The organism is Bradyrhizobium guangzhouense (assembly GCF_004114955.1).
GTDB classification, from domain to species: domain Bacteria; phylum Pseudomonadota; class Alphaproteobacteria; order Rhizobiales; family Xanthobacteraceae; genus Bradyrhizobium; species Bradyrhizobium guangzhouense.
In genome coordinates this window covers 4,425,725-4,441,512 of record NZ_CP030053.1, presented here as the reverse complement: position 1 = coordinate 4,441,512, position 15,788 = coordinate 4,425,725, and the positions used below count along the sequence as shown (strand labels likewise).

18 protein-coding genes and 1 pseudogene are annotated in these 15,788 nt (G+C 63.0%); 10 read left to right on the top strand and 9 right to left on the bottom strand.

Annotated elements, in window-relative coordinates; translation table 11 throughout:
• Window positions 1-41: 41 nt before the first annotated feature.
• From XH91_RS21465 to XH91_RS21450, 4 genes are all read left to right on the top strand, one after another.
• Window positions 42-1,970, top strand: a complete 1,929-nt coding sequence (locus XH91_RS21465) for a potassium transporter Kup (RefSeq protein WP_128952414.1) — start codon at window positions 42-44, stop codon at window positions 1,968-1,970.
• Between the two features lie 158 nt (window positions 1,971-2,128).
• The gene (locus tag XH91_RS21460; protein WP_128952413.1) at window positions 2,129-2,455 is read left to right on the top strand and encodes a rhodanese-like domain-containing protein; all 327 of its coding nucleotides are present in this window, start codon (window positions 2,129-2,131) and stop codon (window positions 2,453-2,455) included.
• Window positions 2,456-2,462: 7 nt separating this feature from the next.
• On the top strand, window positions 2,463-3,644 hold the full coding sequence (locus XH91_RS21455; protein WP_128952412.1) for an aminotransferase: 1,182 nt from the start codon (window positions 2,463-2,465) through the stop codon (window positions 3,642-3,644).
• Between the two features lie 6 nt (window positions 3,645-3,650).
• Window positions 3,651-4,763: a polyamine ABC transporter substrate-binding protein gene (locus tag XH91_RS21450; RefSeq protein WP_128952411.1), complete on the top strand. Its 1,113-nt coding sequence runs from the start codon at window positions 3,651-3,653 to the stop codon at window positions 4,761-4,763.
• A 271-nt stretch (window positions 4,764-5,034) separates the two neighbouring features.
• Here XH91_RS21450 and XH91_RS21445 read toward each other — a convergent pair.
• Window positions 5,035-5,112 (bottom strand): annotated as a pseudogene (locus XH91_RS21445) (LpxL/LpxP family acyltransferase); the annotation flags it as partial.
• 196 nt (window positions 5,113-5,308) lie between these two features.
• On the opposite strand from XH91_RS21445, the gene XH91_RS21440 reads away from it, so the two are divergent.
• Complete coding sequence (locus tag XH91_RS21440) at window positions 5,309-6,463, top strand: IS4 family transposase (protein WP_128950217.1); 1,155 nt, start codon at window positions 5,309-5,311, stop codon at window positions 6,461-6,463.
• Between the two features lie 211 nt (window positions 6,464-6,674).
• Complete coding sequence (locus XH91_RS21435) at window positions 6,675-7,829, top strand: IS4 family transposase (protein WP_128950217.1); 1,155 nt, start codon at window positions 6,675-6,677, stop codon at window positions 7,827-7,829.
• Window positions 7,830-7,907: 78 nt separating this feature from the next.
• On the opposite strand, the gene XH91_RS21430 is transcribed toward XH91_RS21435, so the two are convergent.
• From XH91_RS21430 to XH91_RS21405, 6 genes are all read right to left on the bottom strand, one after another.
• Window positions 7,908-8,843, bottom strand: coding sequence for a lipid A biosynthesis lauroyl acyltransferase (locus XH91_RS21430; RefSeq protein WP_128952410.1), 936 nt, complete (start codon window positions 8,841-8,843; stop codon window positions 7,908-7,910).
• Between the two features lie 22 nt (window positions 8,844-8,865).
• On the bottom strand, window positions 8,866-10,143 hold the full coding sequence (locus XH91_RS21425) for a beta-ketoacyl-ACP synthase (protein ID WP_128952409.1): 1,278 nt from the start codon (window positions 10,141-10,143) through the stop codon (window positions 8,866-8,868).
• Between the two features lie 125 nt (window positions 10,144-10,268).
• Window positions 10,269-11,474: a beta-ketoacyl-ACP synthase gene (locus tag XH91_RS21420; RefSeq protein ID WP_128952408.1), complete on the bottom strand. Its 1,206-nt coding sequence runs from the start codon at window positions 11,472-11,474 to the stop codon at window positions 10,269-10,271.
• A complete protein-coding gene (locus tag XH91_RS21415; RefSeq protein WP_128952407.1) occupies window positions 11,471-11,941 on the bottom strand; it encodes a 3-hydroxyacyl-ACP dehydratase FabZ family protein in 471 nt (156 codons plus the stop codon). Before XH91_RS21415 ends, XH91_RS21420 begins: the two co-directional genes overlap by 4 nt.
• Before the next feature lie 10 nt (window positions 11,942-11,951).
• Window positions 11,952-12,239: an acyl carrier protein gene (locus XH91_RS21410; protein WP_007592476.1), complete on the bottom strand. Its 288-nt coding sequence runs from the start codon at window positions 12,237-12,239 to the stop codon at window positions 11,952-11,954.
• 247 nt (window positions 12,240-12,486) lie between these two features.
• The gene (locus XH91_RS21405; RefSeq protein ID WP_128952406.1) at window positions 12,487-12,831 is read right to left on the bottom strand and encodes a hypothetical protein; all 345 of its coding nucleotides are present in this window, start codon (window positions 12,829-12,831) and stop codon (window positions 12,487-12,489) included.
• Between the two features lie 289 nt (window positions 12,832-13,120).
• Between XH91_RS21405 and XH91_RS21400 the strand changes: the two genes are divergently transcribed.
• Window positions 13,121-13,747, top strand: coding sequence for a ParB-like protein (locus XH91_RS21400; protein ID WP_128952405.1), 627 nt, complete (start codon window positions 13,121-13,123; stop codon window positions 13,745-13,747).
• Window positions 13,748-13,763: 16 nt separating this feature from the next.
• Here XH91_RS21400 and XH91_RS38970 read toward each other — a convergent pair whose 3' ends face one another.
• A complete protein-coding gene (locus XH91_RS38970; protein WP_164934055.1) occupies window positions 13,764-13,919 on the bottom strand; it encodes a hypothetical protein in 156 nt (51 codons plus the stop codon).
• Between the two features lie 273 nt (window positions 13,920-14,192).
• Between XH91_RS38970 and XH91_RS38965 the strand changes: the two genes are divergently transcribed.
• The gene (locus tag XH91_RS38965; RefSeq protein ID WP_164934054.1) at window positions 14,193-14,336 is read left to right on the top strand and encodes a hypothetical protein; all 144 of its coding nucleotides are present in this window, start codon (window positions 14,193-14,195) and stop codon (window positions 14,334-14,336) included.
• On the opposite strand, the gene XH91_RS21395 is transcribed toward XH91_RS38965, so the two are convergent.
• Window positions 14,333-14,548: a hypothetical protein gene (locus tag XH91_RS21395; RefSeq protein WP_430644530.1), complete on the bottom strand. Its 216-nt coding sequence runs from the start codon at window positions 14,546-14,548 to the stop codon at window positions 14,333-14,335. The two genes, XH91_RS38965 and XH91_RS21395, sit on opposite strands and share 4 nt — an antisense overlap.
• A gap of 117 nt (window positions 14,549-14,665) precedes the next feature.
• Here XH91_RS21395 and XH91_RS21390 point away from each other — a divergent pair, with 117 nt between their 5' ends.
• Both XH91_RS21390 and XH91_RS21385 read left to right on the top strand, forming a co-directional pair.
• The gene (locus XH91_RS21390) at window positions 14,666-15,430 is read left to right on the top strand and encodes a Crp/Fnr family transcriptional regulator (protein ID WP_164934053.1); all 765 of its coding nucleotides are present in this window, start codon (window positions 14,666-14,668) and stop codon (window positions 15,428-15,430) included.
• A 7-nt stretch (window positions 15,431-15,437) separates the two neighbouring features.
• Window positions 15,438-15,680: a DUF6894 family protein gene (locus XH91_RS21385; protein WP_128952404.1), complete on the top strand. Its 243-nt coding sequence runs from the start codon at window positions 15,438-15,440 to the stop codon at window positions 15,678-15,680.
• Window positions 15,681-15,788 lie beyond the last annotated feature (108 nt).

Below are 15,788 nucleotides of genomic sequence, written 5' to 3'. Positions count from 1 at the left end.
GTTGTGCAGTGAAGCATTTTTAGAGGCCACCAGGCTCTCCCATGACAAGTGACGTAGCAGTTCCCGCCCCGGAAACGGCGGCGACCAATGGGCATGGCGATGCCCACACCACCGCCGGCTTCGGCGCGCTGACGCTCGGCAGCATCGGCGTCGTCTACGGCGATATCGGCACCAGCCCGCTCTACGCGTTCCGCGAGGCGGTGATGGCGGCCTCAGGTGCTGAAGGCGCGCCGACGTCGGCGGCTGTCCTCGGCGTGGTGTCCCTGATCCTGTGGGCCCTGATCGTCGTGGTGACGCTCAAATACGTCGTGATCCTGCTGCGCGCCGACAATAACGGCGAGGGCGGTACGCTGGCTCTGATGGCGCTGGCCCAGCGCGCGGTCGGCACCGGCGGGGCGACCATCGTCATGCTTGGCATCATCTCCGGCGCGCTGTTCTACGGCGATGCCGTGATCACTCCGGCAGTGTCGGTGCTGTCGGCCCTCGAGGGCATGAAGGACGTCACGCTGACGTTCGAGCCCTACATCGTTCCGCTCACCGTGCTGATCCTGGTCGTCCTGTTTGCCGTGCAATCGCGCGGCACCGCCCGCGTCGCGGCGTTCTTTGGACCGGTGATGTGCGTCTGGTTCGGCGTGATCGCGGTCGTTGCGATCGGTCCGATCATGCGGCAGCCGCAGGTGCTGCTCGCGCTGAACCCGTTCTATGCGGTGTCGTTCATGCTCCACCACGGCATCATCGGCTTCGTCACGCTGGGTGCGGTGTTCCTGGCCGTCACCGGTGCCGAGGCGCTGTATGCCGACCTCGGTCATTTCGGCAAGCGTCCGATCCAGACCGCCTGGCTCTTCATCGTGCTGCCTTCACTCGCGCTGAACTATCTGGGGCAGGGCGCGCTCGTCCTCGGCGATCCCGCCGCGATCGAAAGCCCGTTCTTCCAGCTCTTCCCGCAAGGGGTCATTCGCGGCAGCATGGTCGTGCTGGCCACCGCCGCCACCGTCATCGCGAGCCAGGCTGTCATCACTGGCGCCTATTCGTTGACGCGACAGGCAATTCAGCTTGGGCTGCTGCCGCGCTTCGAAATTCGCCATACGTCCGAAGTCCATTCCGGCCAGATATTCATTCCGCGCATCAATCAGCTGCTGCTGGTGGCGGTGATCATGATGGTGCTGCTGTTCCGCTCCTCCAGCGCGCTGGCCTCCGCCTATGGCATCGCCGTGACCGGCACCATGGTGGTCACCGGTCTGATGGGATTTGTCGTGATCTGGAAAGCCTGGAAGTGGTCGCCGCTGTGGGCAGCCGCCCTGATCGCACCATTCCTGTTCCTCGACCTGACGTTCCTCGCTGCCAACCTGCTCAAGGTGTTCGAGGGCGGCTGGGTGCCGCTCGCGCTCGGCTCTCTCATGATCCTCCTGATGTACACATGGCGGCGCGGCAGCCGGCTGCTGTTCGAGAAGTCGCGCAAGCTCGAATTCCCGCTCGCCGACCTCGTGGCCATGCTGGAGAAGCGGCCGCCGCAGCGGGTCCCCGGAACCGCGGTGTTCCTGACCAGCGATCCCCTGAGCGCGCCGACCGCGCTGATGCACAGTCTGAAGCACTACAAAGTGCTTCACGAGAAGAATGTCATTCTCACCATCGAGACCGCGCAGACCCCGCGCATCGATCCGGCCGAGCGGGTGAAGCTGGAGGCGATCAGCCCGACCTTCTCGAAGGTGACGCTGAAGTTCGGCTTCATGGAATCGCCCAACGTGCCGAAGGCCCTCGCCATCGCCCGCAAGCTCGGCTGGCAGTTCGACATCATGTCGACTTCGTTCTTCCTGTCGCGGAGGGCGCTCAAGCCCGCCGCCCATTCGGGCATGCCGCGCTGGCAGGACCGGCTGTTCATCTCGCTCAGCCGCTCCGCCAACGACGCCACCGACTATTTCCAGATCCCGTCTGGTCGTGTGGTCGAGGTCGGCACGCAGGTCACGATCTAGGGCTAGGATTCAAAGCCGCACTTCAAGTCGCTGCGATTTAGCTTTAACTTGCGCAAGGCAGCTCAAGCCTTTGTAGCGCTTGATTTTCGCATGCCGAGAGGCGAGGTTGCCGCCGGCCGGGATCGCCCGGCGAGGGCCCTGCGACGTTGGAGGATGATGTGGCAAATCAAGTACAGGATCTGAGCCCGGACGAGGTCTCCAAGGGTGTCGCGGAAGGGCGCTATCTGCTCGTTGACGTCCGTGAGCCGAACGAGGTCCAGGCCGAGGCTTACCCTTACGGCGTCGTCGTGCCGCTCTCGACCTTCGATCCCAAGGCGATCCCCGATCCCCAGGGCAAGGAGGTCGTGTTCGCATGCCGTTCCGGCAAGCGCTCGGTGACCGCCTCGCTCGCCGCCCAAGCGGCTGGCCTGCCTTACGACAAGCATCTGGCCGGCGGGATGCTCGGGTGGAAGGCGGCGGGGCTTCCCAGCAAGGTCGGTGGCTAACCCCGCGATGACGACCAAGAGCTCCTCGCTGAACAAGGTCTTCGCCGACCTTCCCGTCACCATCTTCGAGGCGATGTCGCAGGCCGCGCGCGACAACAACGCCATCAATCTCGGCCAGGGCTTTCCTGACGATCCCGGCCCGGAAGATATCCGCCGCGCTGCGGCCGATGCCTCGCTCAACGGCTACAATCAGTATCCGTCGATGATGGGTATCCCGGAACTGCGCCAGGCGATCGCGACCCATTACGCCCACTGGCACGGCCTCCAGCTCGATCCGATGAGCGAGGTCATGGTCACATCTGGCGGCACCGAGGCGCTGACCTCGGCGATCCTGTCGGTGGTGCAGCCGGGCGACGAAGTCGTCTGCTTCCAGCCGGTCTACGATTCCTATCTGCCGATCATCCGCCAGGCCGGCGGCATTCCGCGCCTGGTGCGGCTCGAGCCGCCGGGCTGGCGGCTGAATGAGGACATGCTGAAAAGCGTCTTCAATTCAAAGACCAAGGCGGTGCTGTTCAACAATCCCTTGAATCCCAGCGCGGTGGTCTATCCGCGCGAGGACCTCGAGCTGCTGGCCCGCTATTGCCAGGAGTTCGACGTCATCGCGATCTGCGACGAGGTCTGGGAGCACGTCACCTTCGACGAGCACAAGCACATCCCGCTGATCACCATCCCCGGCATGCGCGAGCGCACCATCAAGGTCGGCTCGGCCGGCAAGATCTTCTCGCTGACCGGTTGGAAGATCGGCTTCGTCTGTGCCGCGCCGCAGCTGCTGCGCGTCGCCGCCAAGGTGCATCAGTTCCTGACCTTCACCACCGCGCCGAACCTGCAGGCCGCCGTCGCCTACGGCCTCGGCAAGCCCGACGACTACTTCCTGTTGATGCGGAAGGACCTGACGCGGAGCCGGGACCGCCTGACCAAGGGGCTGGAGAGCCTCGGCTTCCCCGTGCTGAAGTCGCAAGGAACCTACTTCCTCACGGTCGACCTGTCGCCGCTCGGGTTGAACGAGAGCGATGCCGAGTTCTGCTGGCGCATCGTGAAAGACTACAAGGTCGCGGCGATCCCGGTCTCGGCGTTCTACGAGCAGGATCCCGTGACCTCGGTGGTGCGCTTCTGCTTTGCCAAGAAGGACCAGACGCTCGACACCGCGCTGGAGCGGCTGTCGGACGCGATACGCGGACGCAAAAGGTAGACAGAGATGACGAACGTCAGCCGCGCGAGGTTTCGCCTTGGTTTCGCGATCGGCGCCGCGCTGACATTGCTCTCGCAGGGTGCCGGCGCCGAGGAGCGCGTCGTCAACTTCTACAACTGGTCGAACTACATGGCGCCCGACGTCCTCGAGGCCTTCACCAAAGAGACTGGCATCAAGGTGGTCTACGACACCTTCGATGCCAACGAGACGCTGGAGACACGGCTGATGGCCGGCAAGTCCGGCTACGACCTCGTGGTGCCCACCGCCTATTTCCTGCAGCGCCAGATCAAGGCGAACATCTTCCAGAAGCTCGACAAGTCGCAGCTGCCGAACCTCGCCAACGCCTGGCCGATGGTGACGAAGAATCTCGCGACCTACGATCCCGGCAATGTCTACGCCGCGAATTACATGTGGGGCACCACGGGCATCGGCTACAACGTCGCCAAGGTGAAGCAGATCCTGGGCGCGGACGCCAAGATCGACAGCTGGGACATCGTCTTCAAGCCGGAGAACCTGGCAAAATTCAAAGACTGCGGTGTGCACATGCTCGATTCCGCCGACGACATCTTTCCGGCGGCGCTGAACTATCTCGGGCTCGATCCGAACTCGACCAAGCAGGCCGACCTGGAGAAGGCCGCCGATGTCGTCGCAAAAGTCCGCCCCTTCGTGCGCAAGTTCCACTCCTCCGAATATCTTAGCGCTTTGGCCACCGGCGAGATCTGCTTCGTGGTCGGCTGGTCCGGCGACATCATGCAGGCCCGCGCGCGGGCGGCCGAGGCCAAGAACGGCATCGAGATCGGCTATGCGATCCCGAAGGAGGGCGCGCAGATGTTCTTCGACAATCTGGCGATCCCCGCCGATGCCAAGAACGTCAAGGAAGCCTACGAGCTGATCAACTATCTCTACCGCCCCGACGTGGCCGCCAAGAACTCGGACTTCCTGTCCTACGCCAACGGCAACCTCGCCAGCCAGAAGCTGGTCGACCCAAAGATCCTGGGCGACAAGAACATCTATCCCGACGAGGCGACGCTCTCAAAGCTGTTCGTCATCACGGCCCGTGATCCCGCCACCCAGCGCATCATCAACCGGCTCTGGACCAGGGTGAAGACGGGACGGTAGATCGATCGCGGATGCCATTTCCGCAAAACAACCCCATGCACAGTAGAACGGTGGCCGGAGATTGTCGGAGTAGTAGGCGAGAGCAGTTTGGAACCCTCGCTGTCATGCCCCGGCTTGACCAGGCTTGACCGGGGCATCCAGTACGCCGAGGCGTGAATTGTGAGAGCGAGCTTTCCAACGAAAGCCTCTGGAATACTTGATCGCCCGGTCGAGCCGGGCGATGACACCGAGAATGAGGCGCGCGCTCAGCCTGCCCACAACGACGGAGCAGCTACCGCCACCTGCGATGCAGCCAGAGCCACTGCTCCGGATACTCGCGCACCCAACCTTCCACGACGTTGGCGATCGCGGAGGGCCTGCGCTAGCGGCCCGGCACCGCCAGGCAAAGTGTCCGGCCGCCGATGAAGAACGCAAGCCCGATCTGTCATGCCCCGGCTTGACCCACGGGTGTCCGGTTCGATTGTTGTGGACAGGGTGCATGACGGGGATTCTTCTGTGTTTCGAGCGCTTCGCACACGTTCGAGACACGGAAGGAAGTCCACGCCATGCGGCATCAGAATAGCGTATTTCACAGTCTAACGAAGCAAATCCCTTGGTCTAAGTTCGAACAGGTCGTGGAGAAGTACGGGGCCGATCGATTGGTGCGCAAGTTGACGACGAAGCGCCACTTTATTGCACTGCTGTATGGGCAATTGAGCGGCTCGACGAGCCTGCGGGAGATCGTGACTGGGATGGCAAGCCACGAGACGCGGCTTTATCACGTGGGGGCGGCGCCGGTGAAGCGCTCGACGATGTCGGACGCCAACTCGCAGCGACCTTGGCAGGTGTTCAGCGAGCTGTTCGCACAGATGCTGCCGCAGGCGCATCGCGGGCTGCGGCGGGCAACCGCGGATGCGGTCCGCCTGATTGATTCTACCAGTATTAGGCTCTCCAGCCTGAGCGAGAGCTGGGCGACATTTTCGGCCGATGTGTTCGGGGCCAAGGCGCATATCGTCTACGATCCGAATGCCGATCGGCCGGTTTACTTTGCGGTGACGCCAGCCAACGTCAACGACATCACGGCTGCGAAGGCCATGCCGATTGAGCTGGGCGCAACCTACGTCTACGACCTCGGTTACTACGATTATGGCTGGTGGGCGAAGCTCGATGAGGCCGGCTGCCGCTTCGTGACGCGGTTGAAGAAGAACACTCCGCTCGACGTGATAAGGGAGAACCACGTCTCCAAGAACAGCAATATTGTGAGCGACCGGATCGGTCACTTGCCGGCCCGCCTCGCCAACAGCCGCAAGAATCCGCTGCAAGTTCCGGTCAGGGAGATCTGCGTCGTCATTGAGAGCGGCAAGCAGTTGCGTATCGTGACCAATGATCTCGACGCGTCGGCAGAAGAGATCGCCGAGCTCTACAAACAGCGCTGGCAGATCGAATTGTTCTTCCGCTGGGTCAAGCAGACGCTTCGAATCAGGCATTTTATCGGCGTCTCCGAGAACGCAGTCCGCATTCAGATCGCCATCGCCCTGATCGCGTTTCTCCTCCTGCGCATGGCCCAGCTCGCTCAAAAAGCGGTACACAGTCCCCTCGAATTTGCCCGGCTCGTCCGCACCAATCTCATGCACAGACGTCCGATCAACAACTTGCTCGAACCTCTGCAGTCCGTCCCTATCAACCAAAACCAGTTGAACCTTGGACTATACTTCCAATGAACCGGACACCCGTGGGCTTGACCGGGGCATCCAGTACGCCGAGGCGTGAATTGTGAGAGCGAGCTTTCCGACGAAAGCCTCTGGAATACTGGATCGCCCGGTCGAGCCCACGGGTGTCCGGTTCGATTGTTGTGGACAGGGTGCATGACGGGGATTCTTCTGTGTTTCGAGCGCTTCGCACACGTTCGAGACACGGAAGGAAGTCCACGCCATGCGGCATCAGAATAGCGTATTTCACAGTCTAACGAAGCAAATCCCTTGGTCTAAGTTCGAACAGGTCGTGGAGAAGTACGGGGCCGATCGATTGGTGCGCAAGTTGACGACGAAGCGCCACTTTATTGCACTGCTGTATGGGCAATTGAGCGGCTCGACGAGCCTGCGGGAGATCGTGACTGGGATGGCAAGCCACGAGACGCGGCTTTATCACGTGGGGGCGGCGCCGGTGAAGCGCTCGACGATGTCGGACGCCAACTCGCAGCGACCTTGGCAGGTGTTCAGCGAGCTGTTCGCACAGATGCTGCCGCAGGCGCATCGCGGGCTGCGGCGGGCAACCGCGGATGCGGTCCGCCTGATTGATTCTACCAGTATTAGGCTCTCCAGCCTGAGCGAGAGCTGGGCGACATTTTCGGCCGATGTGTTCGGGGCCAAGGCGCATATCGTCTACGATCCGAATGCCGATCGGCCGGTTTACTTTGCGGTGACGCCAGCCAACGTCAACGACATCACGGCTGCGAAGGCCATGCCGATTGAGCTGGGCGCAACCTACGTCTACGACCTCGGTTACTACGATTATGGCTGGTGGGCGAAGCTCGATGAGGCCGGCTGCCGCTTCGTGACGCGGTTGAAGAAGAACACTCCGCTCGACGTGATAAGGGAGAACCACGTCTCCAAGAACAGCAATATTGTGAGCGACCGGATCGGTCACTTGCCGGCCCGCCTCGCCAACAGCCGCAAGAATCCGCTGCAAGTTCCGGTCAGGGAGATCTGCGTCGTCATTGAGAGCGGCAAGCAGTTGCGTATCGTGACCAATGATCTCGACGCGTCGGCAGAAGAGATCGCCGAGCTCTACAAACAGCGCTGGCAGATCGAATTGTTCTTCCGCTGGGTCAAGCAGACGCTTCGAATCAGGCATTTTATCGGCGTCTCCGAGAACGCAGTCCGCATTCAGATCGCCATCGCCCTGATCGCGTTTCTCCTCCTGCGCATGGCCCAGCTCGCTCAAAAAGCGGTACACAGTCCCCTCGAATTTGCCCGGCTCGTCCGCACCAATCTCATGCACAGACGTCCGATCAACAACTTGCTCGAACCTCTGCAGTCCGTCCCTATCAACCAAAACCAGTTGAACCTTGGACTATACTTCCAATGAACCGGACACCCGTGGGTCGAGCCGGGCGATGACACCGAGAATGAGGGCGCGCTCGGCCTGCCCACAACGACGGCGCAGCTAGCGCCACCTGCGATGCAGCCACAGCCACTGATCCGGATATTCGCGCACCCAACCTTCGATGACCGACGTCACCGCCTGCATCGTGCCCTGGATGTCGATATTGCCGTCGGCATCGCGCACCGGCTTGACCTCTTCGGTGACCTCGGCGCGAAAACGATGGTTCGGGAGGCGGATGATGCGGACGCCATGGATCGGGCATTCGACCTGACGGATCAGACGCGCGAGCGTCGGGTTGGCCTTGGTTTTGCGGCCGAAGAAGGTGACGTCGACGCCGTTGGTGAACCACTGATCGACCAGCATGGCAACGTGCTGGCCGCTTTGCAGGGCTTGGCCGAGCCGCAACGGCGCATCGCGGCCCGCGGCGACCAGTGTGCCGATCTCCACCGCACGGATGCGCTCGATGGCGCGATCTGCGGCCTCGCTGTTAGGCCGGCGGAATAGGACCGCGCAGTCGAGGCCGTGCGCGACTGCACCCACCAACGGGATTTCCCAATTGCCGGTGTGGCTGGCGAAGAAGATCGCGGGCTTGCCGTCGTCGCGCAGGCTGTCGAACAGCTGCTTGGTGCGCGCGTCGAACTCGATGCGGCTCGGCTTCTCCGGGTGATCGACGTCGTAGTCCCAGATGTGGTCGAGATGGGCGAACTCGGCGCCAATGCGACCGAGATTGTGCCAGACGCCGGTGAGAATCTGCTCGATCTCCTCCGGTGATTTTTCGGGGAAGGCCGCCGTCAGATTCTCGCGGCCGATGCGGTCCTCGCGCAGGAAGCGGCCGATGAAGCGCGCGGCGCGGGCGAAGAATTCCGCCGTCTTGTCCGGGTCGAAATAGCGCGTAGTGCGCAACAGCGCGATGGTGAGTCCGCCGACCGCGACCTCTGACACGGGCTTGAGGGCATCGCGCAGGCGCGCCCGGGTGCGGAGGAGCAGGCGGTTCATCGCAGGTCGCGCGCGAGCCGGCTTACGCCGGTTCGCGGGTCAGGATCAGCGAGGCGTTCTGGCCGCCGAAGCCGAACGAATTCGACATGACGGCGGTGACGCGGGCATCGCGCGCCTTGTTGCCGACCACGTTGAACAGGATCGTCGGATCCGGCGTCTCGTAGTTGATGGTCGGCGGAATGCGCTGATGCTCCAGCGTCAGCAGCGAGAAGATCGCTTCCACCGCGCCGGCGGCCGAGATGGTATGGCCGACCATCGACTTGTTCGAGGTCACCGGGATCTTCTGCGCGAGATCGCCGAACACGGCCGAGGTCGTGTTGAACTCCATCTTGTCGTTCTCGGGCGTCGCCGTGCCGTGCGCGTTGATGTGGTCGATCTGGTCAGGCGTCATACCGGCGTCCGCCAGCGTCTTGTTCATGCAGCCGATGATCGGCTTGCCATCGGGCGAGGAGCGGGTGCGATGGAACGAGTCGGTCAGCTCGCCGCAACCGGCGATCACGCCGAGAATTTTTGCGCCACGCGCAACAGCTGCTTCGTAGCTCTCCAGCACCAGCGCGCCGGCGCCTTCGGCCATGACAAAACCGTCGCGGTTCTTGGAGAAGGGGCGGGAGGCCGCTTGCGGCGGATCGTTCTGGGTCGACAGAGCCGAGAGCAGCGAGAAGCGCACCAGCGCTTCCGGATTCACGGTGCCGTCGGTGGCGACGCACAGCGCCGCATCAGTCTCGCCGCGGCGGATCGCCTCGACGCCGAGCTGGATCGAGGTCGCTCCGGACGCGCAGGCCGTCGACAGCGAGATCGGCGAGCCCTTGGTGCCGAAGGTCTCGGCGAGGTGGGCTGCGACAGAGCCGAACATGAAGCGATGGTGATAGGCGCTGTACTTGCCGCCGCCGGAGATGCGCAGCAAATCGTCATAGGTGAAGTCGGGCTTGCCGACGGCGCGGCCGAGCTCGCGGCGCTGAGGCCATTCAACTTCGACTGGAGCGACCGCGAGGAAGAGAGGACCCGGGAAATCGCCCTTGGCGCCGATGCCGGCCTGCTCGAGGGCTTCCTGGGTGACGAGCTCAGCCATCCGTTCGGACAGGCCGGTCGAGGAGAACGGATCGACGCTGACGAAATCGACCGTGCCGGCCATCGTGGTCTTCAGGCCGTCGATCGGAAAGCGCGTGATGGTGCGGATGCCGGATTCGCCGGCGACCAGCTTCGACCAATTGTCGGCCTTGCCGGCACCGAGCGAGGTCGTGATGCCCATGCCGGTGACGACGACAACGGGACGCCCGAGTTTGTCGCGTGGTGCAGTCATGTCGATCGTCCCCCGATAGAGCTAGAGCATGATCCGGACCCGGAGGGCCGCGTTAGCGCAAAGTGTGACGCGGTTTTCCGGTAAGATCATGCTCAAAACAACAACCGGCCAAAGCGCGGCGCGCTTCAGCTTACAGCCTCGACCAGCGCCATGCCTTCGCCGCGCCAGTGTCCGGCTCCCACCACGACAATCTGGGTGGGCGCCCCCTGCATTTCAATCTCGGTCCCGGTCGAATCGTTCGGCGGGAACAGCGCGCCACGCGAGATCGAGAGCGCCGCGAGCGCAATTCCGAGCGGGAACTGCGTTTCCATGGTGTGCCCGAACATCGTACCGGTGGCGCGCACCGGAAAGTTGGCGTGCTTCTTCAGGAAGTCGCGCTCCTCCGAGGTCGCGGGCTCTGCGCCCGATGCGCCCGAGATGATCGCGCCCTTGCCCTCGCGCTTGGGCAGCTTGTCCCACAGCTTCTCCAGCGTCGCTTCCATGTCGCCGGACTGCTTGCGCCGGGCCAGATCGGTCACGACGCTCGACAGTTTTGCGTACGGCTTGGCGCCGCGTGCCTCGGCGTGGGCCTTCGATTCCAATACCAGGAAGGCGCCGGCCGAGCCGAGCGCGAAGCCGGCGTGGTCCTTGCGCGCCCACACGGGGGCGAACTTGTCCTTCAGGTTGAAGTCGCCGAATTCGTAGAGGACCAGGAGGTCCTTGCGCTCGCCATTGTGCGAGCCGCCGACGAGGGCAATGTCGCTCTCGCCCGAGGCGATGCGCGACAGTGCGATGCGCAGCGCATCGGCGCCCGCAACCTCTTCGCCCATGAAGGTGCGCGAGGTGCCGCCGAGACCGTTGACGATGGCGATGTTGCCGGCGAGCAGGTTGGAGAGCTGGGCCAGAAACAACGTCGGCCGGAGATCGCTCATCAGCCGCTCGTTGAGGAAACCGGGGGCGTTGGCGCCCTTGGCCTCGGCGTTCAGCACGCCGGTGTCGACGTTGAGGTCGCGCTCGCCGCCGCCGGCGGCCACCACCATGTCGATCTTGGACAGGATGTCCTTGTTGCCCTTGATACCGGCCGAGTCGAGCGCAAGGCCCGCGGCATAGACGCCGATGCGCTGCCAGGCTTCCATCTGGCGCTGGTCGCCCTTCTTCGGGATCTGGCTGTCGAAGGACACAGGCAGCAGCGGGTGGACGATGAAGGGCGTAAAGCCGTTCTCGTCGACATTGATGCGCTTTTCCTGGAGCGCGGCCCAGTTGGCATCGAGCCCTTCGCCGAGCGAAGTGGCAAGACCAATGCCGGTAATCCAGACTTCGGTCTGGCCCGGCTTCGAAGCGGTGTCAGTCATGGCGAAACGGCCTGTTGCGGAAAGCCGACGCGTTGTGCGACCGCGTCCATGTATCCGCGCATATCCGAATTGGGGAAGGGGATCAGCGTGAAGGTGAGCGTCGAATTCGCGCGCAGCTTGCCGCCGACCCGGATCTTCGCTTCGGTCATGGCATAGCCCGAGCCCTCATGGGCGACGCTCGCCTCGAGGGTCATGAGGTCGCCCGGAAACACCGAGCCGCGCACCTTGGCTTCCTTGACCGCAGCCAGAATCGGCATGCGCTCGAATTTAAGGACGCCGAGCAGGAGAAAGCCGGAAGCCTGCGCCATCGATTCGATCAGCAGCACGCCGGGCATCAAGGGATAGCCCGGGAAATGCCCCTCGAAGATGGTGCTCTCCTTGGGGACCTGGGCCTCGACGACGATCGTCTTCTCGTCGACCTTGAGGTCGACGATGCGATCGATCATGTGGAAGTATTCGAGTTGCATGACCGCCCGATTAGGCGCTCGCGCCCTTGGCGGCAACCAACTCGTCGATGCGCGCGCACAGGTTCTTCAGCACGAAATACTGCTCGGTGGTCGCCTTGCCGTCGTTGACTTCCTGGGTCCACTTTTCCAGCGGCAGCTTGATGCCGAACTGCTTGTCGATCGCGAACGCGATGTCCAGGAAATCGAGGCTGTCGATGCCGAGGTCATCGATGGCATGGCTATCCGGCGTGATCGTGTCGCGCGGGATGTCGCAGGTTTCAGCGATGATCGTAGCGACCTGATCGAATGTGGAGGACATCACTAAGCCTTTGATATATTGCTGGTATTTGTCAGATTTCCCAGAGCGGCACGGTGGGTGGGCATCGCGCCCCTGATGACGCCCTCAAACCCCCCTCTGGACGGGTCGAGAGCCCGTATATCGGAGCGCCGCCCTGAGTTCAATGGAGCCGGACAGGGGTGGGGACAGGGCTGGGGATGCCGGCCCCGGAGGCATGACCAGCCGCCAGGAGGCGTCGGTGCCAGGGTCCTGTCCAGGCAAGCCTGGCCTAGATGTGCGGCGTCGTGATCTTGACGCAGTCCCGACGGCCCATCAGCACGCAATCCTGGGTGCGGCGCAAATCGGCGATGCTGACCGCGAGCCAGATCCCGATCGCAGTCAGGGCGATGGTGAAGGCGAGCGCCGCGATATTGGCGAGCATCCGCTGTCGGAAATCGTCGGGCTCGGCGCGGGGCTGCTCGTAACGCGACAGGTCGAGCGGTTCGGGTGCCGCTGCATGCAGCTTCTGGACGACACCGCTGCCCCGATGGATCACCGGAGAGGGCGTCGTGCGCGGCCTGAACTGGAGCACCTGGTGCTCGTCGTCCGAGGTTATGGGCCGCTGGGATTTCATGGGGCGGGGATCACTCCGAAGCAGCGATTTTTAGATAGCACAGGCGACACGGGGGGTGCAGAAAATCTTCTCAACGCGCACGTGTATTGCGCGTTCGCATGATCCTCCAGGACGGAAGTGCGCCATCACGAGACCCGGTTGTCATCCCGGCGTCAGGGACCTCAGGGTTGCGCTGCAACACTGCGGGGCAGATCGCGCTCGTTGCCTCGAACGCATGTTGCCGCCGCAAGGCCCATGGCATAATCGGGAACCCGGACGACAGGTTGCAACCAGACAAGAGGCCTCGATCATGACGACCAACGCACGCGAGCCGAGAGTGCACCCGGTATCGATCCTGTCGCTTCGGCCGACGCAGATGACGGTCGGCATGCGCGAGGTCAAGGAGAAGCGCAAGCGTTGGCGCGAGCACGGCAAGAGGAAGCAGTCCGACCTGCTCGGCACCCACATGATCCCCGTCGTCGCCGGACCTGACGGGCGCTACTACGTGATCGACCATCACCATCTCGGCCGCGCGCTGCACGACGAGGGCATCAAGGAGGTGCTGGTGACGGTGGTGGGCGACCTTCGTATGGTCGAGCGCGAAGCGTTCTGGGGCGTGATGGACAACAAGCGCTGGGTCTATCCTTATGACTCCAAGGGGGAGCGCCGTCCATTCCGCGATCTGCCGAAATCGGTCGCCGATCTCAGGGACGATCCGTTCCGCAGCCTCGCCGGCGAGCTCCGCCGCATGGGCGGCTTCGCCAAGGACACCACGCCGTTTTCCGAATTTCTGTGGGCCGACTTTCTGCGCCGCAAGCTGACGCGCAAGGCCGTGGATGCCAATTTCGACAAGGCGCTCGAGAAAGCGCTGGCTGCGGCCAAGAGCAAGGATGCAATCTACCTGCCCGGCTGGTGCGGGCCGGCATCGGACGATTAGGCGCGCACCGCTTGCATCAGTCGCGCTGGAAGATCTTGGCGCCGGGATAAGCGCGCCTGGCATATGTCACGACGAGCGCGCGGTCCTGGGTCTCAAGGAAGGGCGTACGGATTCGATACGATCCGACGATGAGGTGCCACAGACCATTGAGCCTTTGGATGATGATTTTCATGTGAGTCTTCCTCGAAGACGCTGCGCGTGAGCATTTCCTGCTCGTCGCGACCGTCTTGAGAGACTCGATCGTGATCGCGGGCGTGAAATTCCAGATCGCCCGCGTTCTCCGTAAGACGACAGCGACACTGATTAGTTGGTCACGGCAGACGGGCGCGTGAGCCTGATCTGATCACAGCCGCTTGAACGCAATCATTTTCCGCGCCGATGAAACCGTCCTGAAACAGAGCCGCCCCACTTAATGATGGTAGTCGAGCTCACACAGGAGGCTCACATGCGCCGTCTGGTTTTCGCAATTGCGTTGGCCGTGGTTGCTTCAGCGGGAATCTCGGCGTCGTTCGCCGCAGTCCACCAGGCCAGAACTTTGACATTTGAGGAGCGCTTCGCGCCCGCGCTCCCGCTGATGGTGAAGCACTAGCGATCTAGCGCATCGCGCGCCTGTTTCGGGCCTTGCGGGGAGAGCCACCGCTCCATCTCCGCAGCGGCCTCGCCGTCGCGCACCTTCTGCAGCAACTCGTGGCGCTCGGCGCCGGCAGGGAGATTCCTGGCCGCGGCGCGGGCGTTCTGCGTGAATCTGGTCAAGCGTTCCTGAAGGGACAGTGCCGGTCGCGTGCGGTTGCGCTTCTTCATGATGAGTTGCCCTTTCAAGCGTCGAGCCAACCACGCGCCGCCAAGACGCGTCCTTAACTTTTGTTGGAACCGGGCGAGGCGATCGCGGGTTTTTTGTCATGGCGGCGCTGCGGCGCCATGAGTTCCACCTCCACGACGGGAGCCAACGAAGTGCCCAGCGACGCGATCCGCGCGGCGCTTATCAAGCGACTGCGCGTTTCTTCCGCAATTGCGGAGGAGGATATCAAGGAGATCGGCGCCCTTCCGATCTCGGTGCGGGAGTTTCCGGCCGAGACGGCGGTGGTGCGCGATGGCGAGCGCGCGACCGATTGCTGCCTGATCGTGGACGGATTTTGCGCGCGCTCCAAGACCATCGCAAACGGCAAGCGGCAGATTCTTTCGCTGCATATTCCCGGCGAGATCCCGGATCTCATGAGCCTGTTCCTGCACGTGATGGACCATGATTTGTCGACGCTGACGCCGGCAACGCTCGGCTTCATCAGCCACGACAATTTGCAGAAGCTGCATCGCCGCAGTCCGAGCGTGGCCGAGATGTTCTGGCGCGACACGCTGATCGACGCCTCGATGTTCCGAGAGTGGATCGTCAATGTCGGCCAACGGCCCGCGCCCGCGCGTCTCGTACATGTCATGATCGAGCTGCGTGAGCGTCTCAGGCTGATCGGGCGGCTCGACGGCAACAGCTTTGAAATGCCGCTGACGCAAGAGCAGATCGGAGAGGCCCTGGGCATCACCGCAGTGCACGCCAACCGGGTGATCAGGCAACTCCGCCAGGAGGGCGTCGTCGAGCTCAATCGCGGCCGCGCCACCGTGCTCGACGAGCGGAAATTTCAGGAACTAGCCGATTTCGACGGCCGTTACCTCCATCAATCGCCAACCCTTTGAGGCCCGGATGCCGCGCTTCCATTTTGACATCCACGAGGACAGCCGTCTCATCCCCGATGAGGACGGGCAGAATTTCGCGAATGTGGAGGTCGCGCGCAAGGAAGCGGTGCTGACCGGCGCGTCGATCGCTCGTGAGGCGTTCGTGGCCGGCAGTGCCGATCACGTCGTCGTCGACGTGCGTGAGGACGAGCATGCACCGTTCCTGAAGATATCGATCACGCTCGAGGTCGAGGAGCTGGCAGGCGGCTAGCGTCTTCGCGCCAGACGCCGGGAGGCCGCGATTGTTCCCGCGAAATGCAAGTTTATAGGCCGGCGCGCTGTAACCCACGTTAGCGACATCATCGCCTTCGAAGCGCAG